Source organism: Pseudoclavibacter sp. 13-3 (assembly GCF_021168475.1).
In the GTDB taxonomy this organism is placed as follows: domain Bacteria; phylum Actinomycetota; class Actinomycetes; order Actinomycetales; family Microbacteriaceae; genus Pseudoclavibacter_A.
The window spans coordinates 91306-106862 of sequence record NZ_JAJOZT010000002.1; the positions used below are offsets into that span (position 1 = coordinate 91306).

Annotated in this window: 11 protein-coding genes; 8 read left to right on the forward strand and 3 right to left on the reverse strand. The window is 62.2% G+C overall.

Annotated features, from left to right (window positions below; translation table 11 throughout):
• Nucleotides 1–169: 169 nt before the first annotated feature.
• The 7 genes from LRX77_RS04040 to LRX77_RS04070 all read left to right on the forward strand — a co-directional run bounded on the left by LRX77_RS04040 (nt 170) and on the right by LRX77_RS04070 (nt 9257).
• Nucleotides 170–1384 carry a serine hydrolase gene (locus tag LRX77_RS04040; RefSeq protein WP_231831614.1) on the forward strand — a complete coding sequence of 405 codons (1215 nt, stop codon included), beginning with the start codon at nt 170–172 and terminating at the stop codon, nt 1382–1384.
• A gap of 266 nt (nt 1385–1650) precedes the next feature.
• Nucleotides 1651–3090 (forward strand): amidase, encoded by a 1440-nt coding sequence (locus LRX77_RS04045; protein WP_231831615.1) that lies wholly within the window; start codon nt 1651–1653, stop codon nt 3088–3090.
• Between the two features lie 75 nt (nt 3091–3165).
• Complete coding sequence (locus LRX77_RS04050; protein WP_231831617.1) at nt 3166–4698, forward strand: ABC transporter substrate-binding protein; 1533 nt, start codon at nt 3166–3168, stop codon at nt 4696–4698.
• Between the two features lie 98 nt (nt 4699–4796).
• Nucleotides 4797–5744, forward strand: a complete 948-nt coding sequence (locus tag LRX77_RS04055) for an ABC transporter permease (RefSeq protein WP_231831619.1) — start codon at nt 4797–4799, stop codon at nt 5742–5744.
• Entirely contained in the window at nt 5741–6607 is an 867-nt protein-coding gene (locus LRX77_RS04060; protein ID WP_158030474.1) for an ABC transporter permease, read from the forward strand. The genes LRX77_RS04055 and LRX77_RS04060 overlap by 4 nt, the downstream gene beginning before the upstream one ends.
• Nucleotides 6604–8355: a dipeptide ABC transporter ATP-binding protein gene (locus LRX77_RS04065; RefSeq protein ID WP_231831621.1), complete on the forward strand. Its 1752-nt coding sequence runs from the start codon at nt 6604–6606 to the stop codon at nt 8353–8355. The genes LRX77_RS04060 and LRX77_RS04065 overlap by 4 nt, the downstream gene beginning before the upstream one ends.
• A gap of 149 nt (nt 8356–8504) precedes the next feature.
• The gene (locus LRX77_RS04070; RefSeq protein WP_231831629.1) at nt 8505–9257 is read left to right on the forward strand and encodes a FadR/GntR family transcriptional regulator; all 753 of its coding nucleotides are present in this window, start codon (nt 8505–8507) and stop codon (nt 9255–9257) included.
• Nucleotides 9258–9342: 85 nt separating this feature from the next.
• Here LRX77_RS04070 and LRX77_RS04075 read toward each other — a convergent pair whose 3' ends face one another.
• The 3 genes from LRX77_RS04075 to LRX77_RS04085 all read right to left on the reverse strand — a co-directional run bounded on the left by LRX77_RS04075 (nt 9343) and on the right by LRX77_RS04085 (nt 14225).
• On the reverse strand, nt 9343–11538 hold the full coding sequence (locus LRX77_RS04075; RefSeq protein WP_231831631.1) for an acyltransferase family protein: 2196 nt from the start codon (nt 11536–11538) through the stop codon (nt 9343–9345).
• A 12-nt stretch (nt 11539–11550) separates the two neighbouring features.
• Nucleotides 11551–13665, reverse strand: coding sequence for an acyltransferase family protein (locus LRX77_RS04080; protein ID WP_231831633.1), 2115 nt, complete (start codon nt 13663–13665; stop codon nt 11551–11553).
• Between the two features lie 119 nt (nt 13666–13784).
• On the reverse strand, nt 13785–14225 hold the full coding sequence (locus tag LRX77_RS04085) for a GtrA family protein (protein ID WP_231831635.1): 441 nt from the start codon (nt 14223–14225) through the stop codon (nt 13785–13787).
• A gap of 165 nt (nt 14226–14390) precedes the next feature.
• Here LRX77_RS04085 and glf point away from each other — a divergent pair, with 165 nt between their 5' ends.
• Nucleotides 14391–15536, forward strand: coding sequence for a UDP-galactopyranose mutase (gene glf, locus LRX77_RS04090; protein ID WP_231831637.1), 1146 nt, complete (start codon nt 14391–14393; stop codon nt 15534–15536).
• Nucleotides 15537–15557: the final 21 nt, after the last annotated feature.

Consider the following 15557-nt stretch of genomic DNA (forward strand, 5'->3'; position numbering starts at 1 on the left):
GGAGCCTGTTCGAAGCGACGTCTGAGTCGGCTGAACGAGGGGCCGCTGCCCGAAACTCAAGTGAAATGTGTCAGAAACACCTGAATCTTACGGTGTGCGGGTGCCAGATCGGCGCAAATGAGACTGAAGGGTCCTCGTGAAATTGCCATCCCCCGTAAGCAAATCTCTCGTGGCGCTAGCAACTGCCGCGCTGGTGGCGGTCATTCCGTTCGCCAGCGCAAACGCTGCTGCCGCCCAACCCGTCGACGATCTGCAGGCGACACTCGACCATCTGGTCGCCGCGGCAGACGCACAGCATGTGAAGGTCGCAGTGACGGTGCAAGATCTTTCTGGCACCTACGGTGACGCCGTGCTGACAGCGGGCGCACACGACGCACCGTTCAAAGCGGCCAGCACAATCAAACTGGGCCTCACGGCTTCACTCATGCACCAGGTCGATCAAGGAAAACTGTCGCTTGATACCCCAATCACCATTCAACCGTCTGACGTCGTCGGGGGCAGCGGAACGATTCAGAGCAACCCAGCGGCTTTGCCGAAAGACTTCACCCTCGCGCAGCTCATCGAACTGATGATCACCGTCAGTGACAACACGGCCACGAATCGGCTGATCGATGTGGCGGGTGGATTTGACGCTGTCAATGCCTACACGCAGTCGATCGGGTTGCAGGATTCCGGCTTTCACCTCGGTCGCAAGATGATTCTGCCTCACACGGCTGAGCAGGAGAACTGGATCAGCTCTGACGAAGATGCCAAGTTGCTGACCCAGATCTATCAGGCGGCCGAAGCCGGGCCGACCACCCCGGGCATCATCTCGCAGCAGTCTGCTCAGCAGGTGATTGCGTGGATGCGAGCCCAGAAGGTGAACACAAAGTTCGGCGCTGTGGTGCCCCGGGATGTCTTGGCGAACAAGACCGGCGAGAACACCGACGTGAGTCACGACACCGGGTACATTCTGGTACCAGGCAAAGAGGTCGCGATCTCGGTGATGACGTCGTTCGCACCCAGCGACTTTGCAAACTGGGACACAGCGTTCGCCACGGCGAACACACAGGTGCAGCAGGTCGCCAAGGCCGTCTACGACTATCAGCTGGTAGACCACGCGGTGACTCCGGTTGACCCGGTGGATCCGGTTGACCCCGTCACCCCGATCGACCCGGAGGGCGACACTCAGACACCGTCAGCACCGGCACCGACTGACCCGACGTCACCAGCGGTAACCGAATCGCCTGCTTCAGCGGAGCAGTCGACCGACAGCCGCTCTGATCAGCAGGCTTTGGCACAGACCGGGGCGCCGACATCGGGCATTGCGGCAGGTCTGGCCCTGCTCGCTGCCGGTGGCGTACTGGTCGGTCTTGCAACGCGGAGGCGTGCGCTGCATCGATAGACACATGGGCTGAAAACCCACGCATGCGGGCTGCTTGGTCTTCGCTTACAGGAGGCAGGCAGCCCGCATTGTCTGTGCAGAGTGTGCTCCTGCGTGCCATTGTGCGCGGGCAGAGGTCGCACAGAAGGCAGCGTGTGAGCACGCTGGCAAGCAGTCGACTCGTGCTACTGGTCTGATCAGTAACACACTTGGCTGTTGTCTGACACTGCCTGGTAACAAACGACCCCGACGATGGACTCATCACAACCGAGGAGTTGATCGCAAAGATGTCTGCTTCGACAACACATGACCCGGCTGCAGAGGCCGGCGGTACCAACCTGACCGGGCTTTCGGCTGCCGAACTGGTGGCCAGCTACAAAGAGGGCGATCTCGAGCCGCAGGCTGTCGTCTCGGCCAGCTTCGAGCTGATCGAGAAGAGCGAACCTGCGCTGCACGCCATATACGACAGCTTTCCCGAAGAGGCGCTCAAGGCGGCGCAGGAGTCGGCGAGACGCTGGGCCAGCGGCCGCGCTCTTGGGCCGCTTGACGGTGTGCCTGTCACGCTGAAAGAGAATCAGAAGGTCAAAGGCCGACCCACACCATGGGGCTCGGCCGCCACGACCCCGGTTCCCGCTGAGGCGAACGCTCCCGTCATCGACCGGCTGCAGAGCGAAGGCGCCATCATTCTGGGTCGCACGACGATGCCAGAGCTCGGAATGCTTTCATCGGGCGTCTCATCGCTGCACGAGACGGTGCGCAACCCGTGGAACCTGGCCTGGAGCCCAGGCGGCTCGAGCAGCGGCGGCGGCGCGGCGGCGGCGATCGGCTACGCCCCGATCAACCTGGGATCAGACATCGGTGGTTCGGTGCGGCTGCCCGCGTCGTGGTGCGGAGTCGCAGGATTCAAACCCACGTTCGGTCGTATTGCAGTCGACCCGCCCTACTTTGGTCGGCACATCGGGCCGATGGGGCGCAGCGTCGCCGACCTCGCGTTGGCCACCGGTGCACTTGCCGGGCCCGACGACCGTGACCCCTACAGTCTGCCGAAACAGCGTATCGACTGGGCTGATCTCACATTCGACCCGGCAGGTCGACGCATCGGCCTCTTGCTTGACGTCGGCGACGGAGCTGCGGTCGACCCCGAGGTGCGTGATGTCGTGCGACAGGCTGCAGATGTCTTCGAGCGGGCCGGAGCGACCATCGTTGAGATACCGCCCTTTCTTGAGAGGGGAACGATCGACCTCATCGATCTCTTCTGGCGCATCGGCCACTGGAACGACTACTGCGGGATGGATCCCGAGCGCCGCAAGCTGCTGCTGCCGTTCATCGCCGAGTGGTGTCGTGGAGGCCATGGCATCAGCGGTGAGGATGCCTTGCGCTCGCATGATGCGCAGTTGGACGTCGCACGTCGCACGATCGCTGCGACTGCAAACGTGGATGTGATTCTCTCGCCGGTCTCACCCGGTGCGGCGTTCCCTGCAGAATGGCCGATGCCGAGCAACGACGTGAATGATCCAATGTCTCATATTGGATTCTGCGTAACCTACAACATGTCGGGACAGCCAGCGGTCAGCGTCAACGGAGGGTTCACCGAGGCCGGCAGCCCGGTCGGTGTGCAGATCGCTGCGGCTCGATACGAAGATCGTCTCGCGCTGGCGGCCGCGCACTTCTTCGAGAGCGAGCGACCTGCAAGCGCCGAGCGCCCCTGGCCGACTCTCTCAGCCTGATCCATCTGCACGACCACCGATTCTGAACTCTGCATAGTCGAACCGTAAACCCCTGCATAACCCTGAGGAGCAAGCATGTCAGTCAACAGATCACTTTCTCTGCGCCGCATCGGCGCAGGTCTCGTCGCGACAGCAGTCGCCATTTCTCTCTCGGCCTGCTCGGCCGGGGGCAGTGGCTCTGGAGGTTCTGGCACGGCCGACGATGCGGCCACGGTCACTGTGGGGATGGCCGCGTCACCGGCCGGCCTGGACTTCACCACCAGCGGCGGCGCAGCCATCTTCCAGGCACTCGCGGGCAACGTTTATGAAGGCCTGGTCAAGCTGGATGACAGGGGCCAGATTCAGCCGCTGCTGGCAACCGACTGGAAGGTGAGCGACGACGGCCTGCGATACTCGTTCACTCTGCGTGACGGCGTCAAGTTTCACGACGGTACTGCATTCGACGCTGACGTGGTGAAGGCTTCGCTTGAGCGGGTGCCGCAGTGGAAGGCGAATACTCCGTCGAACCTCGCTGCGATCGACCACGTCGAAGTCGTCTCGCCCGCTCAGGCCGACGTGGTGCTGTCGAAGCCGGACTCAGATCTGCTGTTCTGGCTCACGACGGTGCTGGGATCGATGATCGCGCCCAACTCGGCGTCGACCATGTCGACCACGGCGAACGGCACTGGTCCATATACGTTCGTATCGTATGAGCCCGGGGTCAAGATGAAGCTGAAACGCAACGACAGTTACTGGGGCACGCCGGCGAAGAACGCCGAGGTTGACTTGGCTTACTACGCAGATGCCTCGGCCGCAGCGAACTCGCTGCGCACCGGCGAGACCGACGCGCTCTTCCAGGCTGAGGCATACGACCAGATCGATGCGCTGAAATCCGATTCGAAGTACACGGTGACTGAAGGGTCGACGCAATCGGTCGTCGTGATGCCGATGAACGAGGCGAACCCGGCGTTGAAAGATGTTCGCGTGCGCCAGGCAATCACACACGCGATCGACAAGGATGCCGTGCTCGCCGCGGCCACCAGCGGTCACGGCACCGTGCTCAACGGCCCGTCAGCGCCCACTGACGCTTGGTTCGAGGAGTTCGGTGAAGCCGGAAAGCACGATAAGGATCAGGCTGAGCAGCTGCTGCGAGAGGCTGGGGTGTCTGACCTGTCGCTGACCTTCACCGTGCCGAACCGCCCCTATGCACAGGCAGCTGCTCAGGTCATTCAGTCGGATCTCTCGGAGGTCGGCATTAAGGTGAACCTCGAGGTGCAGGAGTTTCCTGCTGTCTGGGTTGAGAAGACGATGACTGGCAAGAACTACGACCTCACGGTGACCAACCACATCGAGGCGCACAACATGACGAACTTCGGCAACCCGAAGTACTACTGGTCATACGACAATGCCGACGTGCAGTCGGCGTTCGCTGAGGCGAAGGCCGCCACTGACGACTCTGCGAAGACAGCCGCCATGAAGAAAGCCCAGCAGCAGATCGTCGACGATGCGGCGGCAGTGTGGCTGTACAACACTCCGAACATCGTGGCGACCAAGGCCTCGGTGTCGGGTCTTCCCACAGACTACTACGGAGCGGGCATCGACTTCTCGCAGGTCACCGTCAGCAAGTAGTCGCGCTCGGATGGCGGGCAGCCTGGGCCTGTGCGCCCGACTGCCCGCCATCCGGCAACCTGACCTCTCTCTGACTCGGTCGGAAAGGACTGAACAACATGCTTGTGTCCCTGTCACGAAAAATCCTGTCGTTCGTGGCGTCGGTGATCGTGGCTTCGGTCGTGGTGTTCCTGCTGCTCAGCGTCATGCCCGGTGATCCGGCCAGAGCTCAGCTGGGCACCGACGCCACTGAAGCCGATGTCGAGCGGCTGCAGCAGCAGCTCGGTCTTGATCGTCCGCTGATCGTGCGCTATTTCGAGTGGATCGGCGGTTTCCTGCGGGGTGACCTCGGTACCTCATATGCCAGTCACACCGCGGTGGGCCCGCAGATCTTCGACGCCCTGCAGGTCTCTCTGATTCTTGTGCTCTCAGGCATCATCGTCGCCCTGATCATCGCATTGCCCCTCGGCACGCTGGCAGCGGTTCGTCGCAAGCATGCTGATGGAGTCTTCTACTCGGCGGTGAGCCAAGTCGGCATCTCGATTCCCAGCTTTCTGGCGGGCCTGATTCTGGTCACGGTCTTCGCCGTGATGCTCGGCTGGCTGCCCTCTGGCGGGTGGACGGCGCCGGGTGAGGATTTCGTCGGGTTTCTGCAGCATCTCATCCTTCCGGCGCTCGCACTCGGTTTGGTGCGCGGATCGATCCTCTCGAGATACATGCGCGGATCGGTTCTCGATGTGCTGCGAGAAGACTTCATGCGCACCGCGAGGGCGAAGGGGCTCAAGCCCTGGCAGGCCATGCGTCGACATGGTCTGCGTAACGCGATCGTGCCGGTGATCACGGTCACCGGGGTCGAGTTTCCCGCACTGATCATTGGGGCGGTCGTCATCGAGACGGTGTTCGTCGTGCCGGGCATGGGCAGCCTGCTGCTGCGCTCGGTGGCCAACCGAGATCTCATCCAGGTGCAGGGCATCGTGATGGTGATCGTCATGCTGGTGCTGCTGGTGAACCTAATCGTCGATGTCATCCACACGCTGGTTGACCCACGTCTGAGGAGTGTCGAATGAGTGTCAATACCGTAGCTCTCTCTCTGGCCGCGGTGCGCCGACAGAGTTCGCGGCTGAACGGCTCGCTGATCGTCGGTGCCATCCTGGTGGCTCTAATGGTGCTGCTCGCACTGGTCTCGCTGGTCTGGACTCCGATGGATCCGCTGGCGACAGACCCCACCCATCGTCTGGAAGGCCCGAGTGCCGTTCATCTGCTCGGAACCGACGGCCTCGGCCGAGACATCGCCAGTCAGATCATGGCCGGCGCTCGGCCGCCGCTGATGGTCGGAGCGGTGACGGTCTGCATCTCTCTCGTGCTAGGAGTGCCTTTCGGCATCACGTCGGCGATGTCAGGCAGACGTATCGGCGGCGTCATGATGCGGTGGAACGACATCGTTCAGGCGTTCCCTCCGCTGCTGCTCGCCATCATTCTGGCTGCCGTGTTCGGCGGCAGCACGACAGTGGCCATGATCGCCCTGGGTATCGGTGCGGCACCGGGTGTCGCCCGGCTCGTGCGCTCCGGAACCCTGCAGGTGCTGAGTCGCGAATACTCGATGGCCGCTCGTGCTGCGGGCCGTGGCCCGATCTTCAGTGCCTTCCGGCATGTGCTGCCCAACATCCGGGGCATGCTCATCGTGCAGGCTTCAGTCGGCTTTGCCGTGGCCATTCTGGCCGAGGCAGCGCTGTCATACCTTGGTGCCGGCACACCGGCCCCGACACCTTCGTGGGGGCGCATGCTGCAAGAGGCACAAAGCTTTCTCTACGTGCAGCCGCTCACTCTCGTCTGGCCAGGTCTCGCCATCGCGGTGACTGTGCTGGGCTTCAACCTGCTGGGCGATGGCCTGCGCGATCGTTTTGACCCGCGAATGGAGGCAACACGATGAACACCCTGTTGACGATAGATGGGCTGCGTGTCAACGCCGGTCGCAAAGAGCTGGTACACGGGCTGGATCTGACGATTCAGCGCGGTGAGCGCATCGGCCTGATCGGAGAGTCGGGATCAGGCAAGTCGCTGACCTGCCTGTCGATCATCGGGCTGCTGCCCGATCCGCTGACCTCGACTGGCACGATCGCGCTTGACGGCGTCGGAGACCTGTCGCAGCTGGACGAGGGGGAGTGGTCGAAGGTGCGTGGAGATCGTCTCTCGATGGTCTTTCAAGAGCCTATGACCGCGCTCAACCCGCTGATGAAAGTCGGCGATCAGGTCGCCGAGATCATCGGTCTCCACTCGTCTCTGCCGCGCACGGCGTGCAGAAGCCGCGCGGTCGAGCTTCTCGACGAGGTGCAGCTGCCAGACCCTGCGCGCGCCGCGACCGCGTTCCCTCACGAACTGTCAGGAGGGCAGCGCCAGCGCGTGATGCTGGCGATGGCCATGGCGAATCGCCCCGATCTGCTTCTGGCCGACGAGCCGACGACGGCGCTCGATGCGACGGTGCAGGCACAGGTGCTGGAGCTGATGCGTCGACAGGTGCGGCAGCATGACGCCTCGCTGCTGTTCATCACTCACGACTTGGGCGTCGTTGCGTCGCTTTGCGATCGCGTCGTCATCATGCAGCGAGGAGACGTGGTCGAGACCGGGCCGATCGATCGGGTGTTCACCCAGCCTCAGCATCACTACACGCGCGCGCTGCTGGCGGCGTCACAGCTGCGCACACGTGCAGACGGGCGTCTCGCAACAGTGGTCGATCTCTCGCAGGCTCGTGACCGCGCCGCCCAGGTGACGGCCGCTGTCAGAGATTCGAGCACGACCAGGCCGCAGCTGACACCGGCCGCACACACCTGGCTCGAGCCCTCTGGCGAACCGGCGACCGACAAGGTCTTCAATGCCGTTGCCGCATCACAGCCCGAGCCGATTCTGCGGGTGCGCGATCTGGTGATGACCTATCGAACCTCGAGCGGCCCTCTGGGCCGAAAACGTACGGTCGAAGCGCTGCGCGGCATTTCGTTCGATGTTCGTCGCGGTGAGCGATTCGGCATCGTCGGAGAGTCAGGGTGTGGCAAATCGACGCTGCTGCGTCTGCTCACCGGGCTCGACAACGCCACGTCTGGCTCGGTGTCGATTCTGGGCAATCAGATCGAATCGACGAGAGAGTCACGTCTGCGGTGGCTGCGTGAGTCGGTGCAGATCGTCTTTCAAGACCCGATGGGGTCGCTCGACCCCAAGATGCGTGTGCTCGACATCGTCTCAGAGGGTCTGCGCGGAGTCTCGACCGAGGAGCGCCGTGAACGGGTCGTCGCTCTGCTGAAACGGGTGGGGCTGGCCGCAGAGGCCGCTGATCGCTTTCCGCATCAGTTCTCGGGCGGTCAGCGGCAGCGCATCGCCATCGCGCGGGCCCTGATCATGAAGCCGAAGGTGCTGATCGCTGATGAAGCGGTGTCGGCGTTGGACGTGTCGGTGCGGGCCGAGGTACTGAACCTTCTCGACGAGTTGGTGCACGAAGAGAACCTGACCATGGTCTTCGTGTCGCATGATCTGCATGTCGTGCGTCACTCGTGTGAGACGGTTGCCGTGATGCGAGCTGGGCAGATCGTTGAGGCCGGCCCCGTCGACGCTGTGTTCGACTCGCCGAAGCATGACTATACAGAGCGTCTACTGGCGGCCATTCCCCGCTTGGATCGCGCCGTCAGCTGAGGTCGGGTGCTGTTGTCGGCGAACGCGTAGACTACTGGTCAGGCCAGCTCTGGCTGCTGTTCTCGCACTCCGCCTTGTCGTCAGAAGAGAGTTGCAGCGCCAGAGTTGCCCACGCTGGCTGAGATGCCACACCAATGTAGGGAGGCAGCATGGAGTTCAACCCGGTTCGACGAGTGAACGCGTATGAGCAGATCGTCGAGCAGATCGAGCAGGCGGTGATCTCGGGCGAGCTGCAGGCCGGCGATCGGCTTCCAGGGGAACGCAAGCTCGTCGAGACCTTCTCGGTCAGCCGATCGACCGTGCGAGAGGCTATGCGAGTACTGCACGCGACAGGCCTGGTCGACTCTCGGCCAGGTGACCCGCGTGGCCCCGTCGTGATGCCGTTCACTGCCGAGGTGCTCGACGGGCCTCTGCAGCGAATGGCCGCCCAAGCAGGTACCACCAGAGTCGAGCTGCTGCAGTTTCGTTTTATCATCGATGGTGAGGCGGCCCTGCTTGCTGCCGCACATCACGATGACGAGGCGATCGGCGAGATCGCACGGCTGACTGATGAGATCCATCAGCTCCTCGAATCCGGTCAGGTCGGCCCCGAGACCTTCGGGCCGTGGCTCAAACGCTTTCATCAGGCGATTCGGGCAGCCGCAAAGAACCGTCTCATCGAAGTGAGCGGTGCCGCCATGAGTGACGCGTTGACGCACATTGCGCAGAGCCGACTCACGGAGCCGGGTGACCGTCAGCGTGTGGTGCAGCAGTCGGCCAAAGACGCAGGGCGTCTGCTTGAGGCGATCAGACAGGGAGAACCCGCTGAAGCCCGTCGACTGATGACCGGGAACATCTTTCGCTACTACGAGCAGGTGCTGACCGATGAAGAACAGACTGCGCTGAAGCCTTTGATCGGGTGAGGCACAACTGTGTTTCACGTGAAACATCTGGTTGTGGTGCACAGCAGATAGGCGCCGTCACTGTTTGTCGAGAACTTGGCGCCGCTTATGCCGCCAGATGCGCGATGCCCTGACGGTGCTGCACGGCCCGCTCCAACACATCTGTGAATGCCGGGTCGAACCACCGACCGAGTGTCTGCACGTAGCTCTTCGTCGGATGATTGTCGTCGATGTAGATCAGTCGACCGCCGATGGCAGGCGGGCAGCTGTCAGCAGTGCAGAACAAGTCGGCCAGATCCAGTGTGAGCACGCCGGGGTCGTTCGCCAGTGCTCCGGGTAGTGAGTCGGCCAGGTTGACGTCGGCGAGCACCTGTTCTCTGGGCACCGCACACTGGTCAACGGCCAGAATCGTATCCTGTGCCTGAGACACGCACAGGCTCGGTGCTGTCGAGAAACGGGGGTTGTCGCGCATGAGCACGACCGGGGTGCCCAGCTGCGTGATGCGTTGCACTTGGGTGACCAGCGCATCCTCGAAATGCACATCAGGCGAGTCGGCGACCGACACGTTGCCGACGGTGAACACGGCATCTGGGTGCTGTGTCGCAACCGCGTCGAGCATGGTGTCGTTCATGGCCTGGCAGTCGGCGATGCGCTGGGTCTCGTCGGGCCAGTATTTGCCAGTGCCCTCAGACTGCACCGGGCAGCCGCCGAGAATGAACGTGCGCAGCGTCCAGTTGTTGCGGTCGGCGAGCGGGGCGAGCAGGGTCATCCAGGTGTCGATGTGCGAGTCGCCGGCCACGAAGATCGTGCGGTGGGGCAGTGTCGTCGGGTCGGTCTCGTCGTCGGCCATGGCTGGGTCGTCGGCCGGTTGGTTGACGCAGGTGATCAGCTCACTGCCGTGCGCGTTGAGCGGGTCGCACTGCGACGACCAGTCGGCCCACTCGTTGTCGAGCCCGGTGACGGCGGGCTGCAGCGTCGTGAAGAGTTGTGGCCCCTGATAATCGGCAGTGAGGATGCTGGCGCCGGGATTGTCGGCGTTCGCACTGCGCCCGGTGATGCGGTTGATGTCGGCCTGCCAACCGACGACCACCATGCCGAGGACGACGGCGATGCCCACGACCCGGATGGTTGGGCGGCGGCTGACGCGAAGGGTGCGCGCGATGTGCGGATGCCGTGTGAGGAACGGGGCACGTGCTGTCGCGCTCGCAGTGGGTGGGCGCGGGGCGCGAATCGGCTTCTCGATGAAGGTCGTCGTCAGCCAGGCCAGACCGATCGCAGCCACGATGACCACGACGCCCTGCCAGGCGGTGAGCGCTGTCGAGCGGGTGCTCGCCTGCCAGAGGGTCATCAGCGGCCAGTGCCAGAGATAGATGCCGTACGAGATGCCGCCGAGCCAGGTGAGCGGCCGGCTCGCGAGCAGGCGGTCGGTGCCGAACCGGCTGCTGGTACCGGGCTCGCGGCCGGTGTTCGTCGAGATGAAGATCAGTGCGGCGAAGGCGAGGGGCACGGCGGCGATGGCTCCCGGAAAACTCGAGGAGACATCCGCAATCTGGCCGAAGACCAGCAGGCCGAGCACGCCCAGCCAGCCGGCCGCGAGTCGCATCGGGCGCGCGACACGCAGGTGGGGCAGCACCATGGCGAAGAGGCCGCCGGCGGCGAACTCCCAGACTCGCGCAAGGGTGTCGTAGTAGGCGAAGGGTTGGCGGGTGCCGGTGGTGATGATCGAGTATGCGAGGGATGCTGCACCGACGAGCAGCAGAGCTCCGGCGACGAACGGGGTGGGTCGGCGGTGCAGGAGGCGAGCGACGAGCACGGCGAGGCCGATCAGCAGCGGCCAGGCGAGAAAGACCTGCATCTGCACGGCCATGGCCCAGAAGTGCTGCACGGGGCTCGCGATGTCGTCGTTGTGAATGTACGAGACGTTGTTTGTGGCGAGCACCCAGTTGACTGTGAACATCGCCGCCGAGGTGAGCTCGTCGACGATCTGTCGCCACCATGCCATCGGGGTGATCAGGATGCTGGCGATGGCGGTGGCCGCGAGCACCGTCCAGGCTTGGGGCAGCAGGCGTTTGAACTGATTGCCCCAGAAGCGGCGCAGCTCTCGCAGGCCCTCGCTCGGTGAGGCGGTGGTGAAACGACGAAGCAGAGACGCGGTCATGAAGTAGGCCGAGATGAAGAAGAACAGGTCGACGGCGCCTGAGACCCGGTGAAACCAGATGTGGTAGGCGGCAACCAGCAGGGCGGCGAGTGCTCGCAGGCCCTGGATGTCGGTTCTGTATCCGTTCGTTTGCTTGTTGTTCATCGTCTGTACAGGTTAGACGATGGGGTATTGGCCTTCGTCTCGCATCGCCTGTGTGAGGGCAGAGGTGAAAGCTTGATCGAAGGCCGGAATCATCGTGCGCACGTAGGTCTTGGTGGGGTGACTCTTGTCCAGGTAGATGAGTACCCCACCAATTGCTGGTGGACACCGGGTGTCCGTGCAGAACTGATCGGACAGATCCATGGTGACAACACTTGGGTCGCTGAAAAGCGGTTCGGGGAAAGCTTCGTCGTAGGCTGCCGGAGCCAGCACATCATCGCGGTTGACAGAGCACTTCTCTACACCGACCTGGTAGTCCCGTTGTTCGGCGATGCATGTGTTGGGATCGGCGGCGAACCTCGGGTTGTCACGGAGCACAATGATCGGGATATCGAGCTGACGCAGCTGTTCGACACGTGATATGAATCGCGAATCGACGGTGAGTTCGGGGCTGCCGGGCACAGAGCGATTGCCTGTGGTGAAGATCGCATCGGGTCGTTCTTCTCGGATACGATCGAGCGCGATCTGGTTCTGGGCGGCACACGTATCCGTCGTATCCGCAGTCAGCTCGGCCTGATCATCGCTGTACGCGTGCATATCACAGCCGGGGCCCACGATTGACTTGATGCGCCACTGGTGCCTTTGTGCCAGCGGAGCCAAGGCTGTCATCCAAGTATCAACGTGAGAGCTGCCTGTGACAAAAACGGTTGGGTGCGCGTCAGCTGCGTCTGCGGGGCGCCCGTCATAGGTGCATTCGCTGATCTCCTGCCCGTAGGCAGCGTGAGTTTCGCACGTTGGAGACCATTCTGGCCATTGCGACGAGAGCGATGCCAGTGAAGGCTGCAGGGTATCGAAGAGTTGAGGGCCATCGTATCCCGGCTGCAGCACTGCCGCACCCGGATTGTCGGAGCCGTTGGCAACCTTGGTGAGCTGACGGATGTGGGTGGCCCAGAGAGTCATCACCAAGACCAGGCACAACCCAATGGCCCCAATGCCCTGCAAGGCTTTGCTTGGCACGACGATGGTGCGTCTCGTCGGCTGGAGCGAACGTCTGCGCGGCGCTGTCGAAGGCGCGGCTCGGCGCAGAGGGGCCTCGACGAACTTGGTCGTCAGCCAGGCTAGCGCGATTGCCAGTTCGATCGCCACCACGCCCTGAGCGAATGACAGCTGGTCTTGCCCGTTGCGAGCAAGCCAGAGGGTCAGAATAGGCCAGTGCCACAGGTACAGGCCATAGGAGTTGGCGCCGAGCCAGGTGACGGGCCGCCGCGAGAGCAGATACTCGGTGCTGAACTTGCTGCCGGTCTCGGTCGAGATGAAGATGAGCGCGGCGAATGCCAATGGCACCGCAGCGATGAAACCCGGGAAGCTTGCAGAGACATTGACCAACATGCCGAAGCACAGCAGGCCCACGAGCCCGACCCAGCCTGAGAGCAGACGCAGTATGCGTGGAATGCGCAGGTATGGCAGCACGATGGCGAAAATGCCGCCGGCTGCGAACTCCCAGAACCGAGTGAAGGTGTCGTAATAGGCGAGGGGCTGGTTGACGCTGGTGAGAAAGACCGAATAGCCGAGCGAGATCAAACCCAATCCGCACAGTGCGATGAAGACTGATCTGCGAGACGACACGCCCAAGCGGCGTGCCACCCGGATGGTGCCCCATATGATCATCGGCCAGATGAGATACACCTGCAGCTGTACGGCCATGGCCCAGTAATGCTGCAAGGGGGAAGGCACATCGCCTGCGTGCAGGTAGTCATTGCCGTGCGCTGCGAGCACCCAGTTCACCACGAACGTGGCGGCAGCGATGACCTCACTGATGATTTGCCGCCACCACGTGATCGGCATGATGATCCACGTCAGCAGAGCGGTGACGACTAAGACCGTCCACGCTTGGGGAAGCATGCGCTTCAGGAGGTTGGTCCAGAACCGACGCACTTGGCTCCACTGATCACCGGCCGTCTCTCCAGCGAGACGACGCATCAGTGAAGCGGTCATGAAGTAGGCCGAGATGAAAAAGAAGAGATCGACCGCGCCAGAAACTCGATGGAACCAGATGTGATAGATGGCGACAAGCAGAGCGGCTACGGCGCGCAGGCCCTGAATATCGTTGCGGTACTTGGGTGAAGGCATGACTGACCAATGCTACCGGAAGCGTTCTAGCCTCCAGCAAGAGCGCGGCTGGCAGCCGCTCGGCCGGGATCGGTGCGGTGATCGGCGTGTGATCCGCGAGTTGCTTCAGATGCTTGTGATCAGCGGGGTCTCTGGTCGGAGGACCTTGCTGAGGCGGGGAAGACCACTTTGGCGTACAGGATATAGTTCCACATCATGGAAACCCCTGTGGCCAGGAGTTTCGCAATGAGCAGAACAGCGCCGTCGTTGAGCCGATGACCGGAGAGATTCGCGATGACTGGGGAAACCAGCGTGATGACGAGGGGCTGCAAGACCCAGAGCGCAAAGAGAGTGACCAGCACGAAAAGTGCCATCTGGCGGGGCAGGGATCCCTGGCACGCCTTGAACGTGTAGCTGCGATTGGCGAAGAAGCTCACCACGAATGCGATACCTGTCGAAATGATGTTCGCTGGGATTGTATGGACCCCGAGTGCGACGAGAGCGAACAGCAGCCCGAAATCGATCAGGGTATTCATTCCCCCGATCAAGAGGAACCGAAGCTGGGTTTGTCGTACGCTCATTCAAGCCTTCAGATATGGTCGTGGAGCTCCCCCGCAGTCGGGTGCACGTGCACGCCACTGCTGGAGCAGGTGGCTTCACTCGTCAAGGCACGTACAATGGGAGCGTATGTCTGCGGTCAGGTGATCCAGACTCCAGCAATCATATAGAAGATTGGAACGCACTCAGTGGATCTGCTCATCGTCGGCTCCGGCTTCTTCGGGCTCACCATCGCCGAGCGTGCGGCGACCCAGCTCGGACTCAAGGTCACTATTATCGAGCGCCGCGGCCATATCGGTGGTAATGCGTACAGCGAGATTGATCCCGAGACGGGCATCGAGTATCACAAGTACGGAGCACACCTCTTCCATACTTCCAACGAGCATGTGTGGGAGTATGTGAATCGGTTCACTAAGTTCACCGACTATCAGCATCATGTCTATGCCAACTATAAGGGCGTGGTCTACCCGCTGCCGATCAACCTTGGCACGATCAACCAGTTCTTCAGCGCAGCATACAGCCCTGACGAGGCGCGCGCGCTCGTCGCCGAGCAGGCTGCTGAGCTCAAGGGGAAAGAGCCGGAGAACTTGGAGGAGAAGGCCATCTCGCTGATCGGGCGTCCCCTCTATGAAGCCTTCATCAAGGGGTATACAGCCAAGCAGTGGCAGACTGACCCCAAGAAGCTGAGCCCAGGCATCATTAACCGTCTGCCCGTGCGGTACACATACGACAACCACTATTTCAAGGACACCCATGAGGGTCTGCCGGTTGATGGATATACTCCGTGGCTGGAGCGCATGGCCGATCACCCCAACATTGAGGTGAAGCTCAATACCGATTTTTTCGATGAGTCGCAGCCTCTGAACAAGAAGGCACTCGTCGGCAAGGTGCCGATCGTCTACACGGGGCCGCTCGACGCCTACTTTGACGACCAATTGGGCTCCCTGTCGTGGCGCACCCTGGACTTCGAGAAAGAGGTCAAGCCCACCGGCGACTACCAGGGCACGCCGGTGATGAACTATGCAGATCAGGATGTGCCATTCACTCGCATCCACGAGTTCCGTCACTTCCACCCGGAGCGTGACTATCAGTCGGAGAAAACGCTGATTATGCGCGAGTACTCCCGTTTCGCCGGAGAGGGTGATGAACCGTACTACCCGGTGAACACCCCAGAGGACCGAGAGAAGCTGCAGGGGTATCGTGAGCTGGCTGACAATGAACCCCAGGTTCTCTTCGGCGGACGACTCGGAACCTATCAGTACCTCGACATGCACATGGCGATCGGATCCGCGTTGAGCAGGTTCGACAACGTCGTGCGCGGATGGTTCGCCTAGGCTGCAGACCGGCCGAAAGGC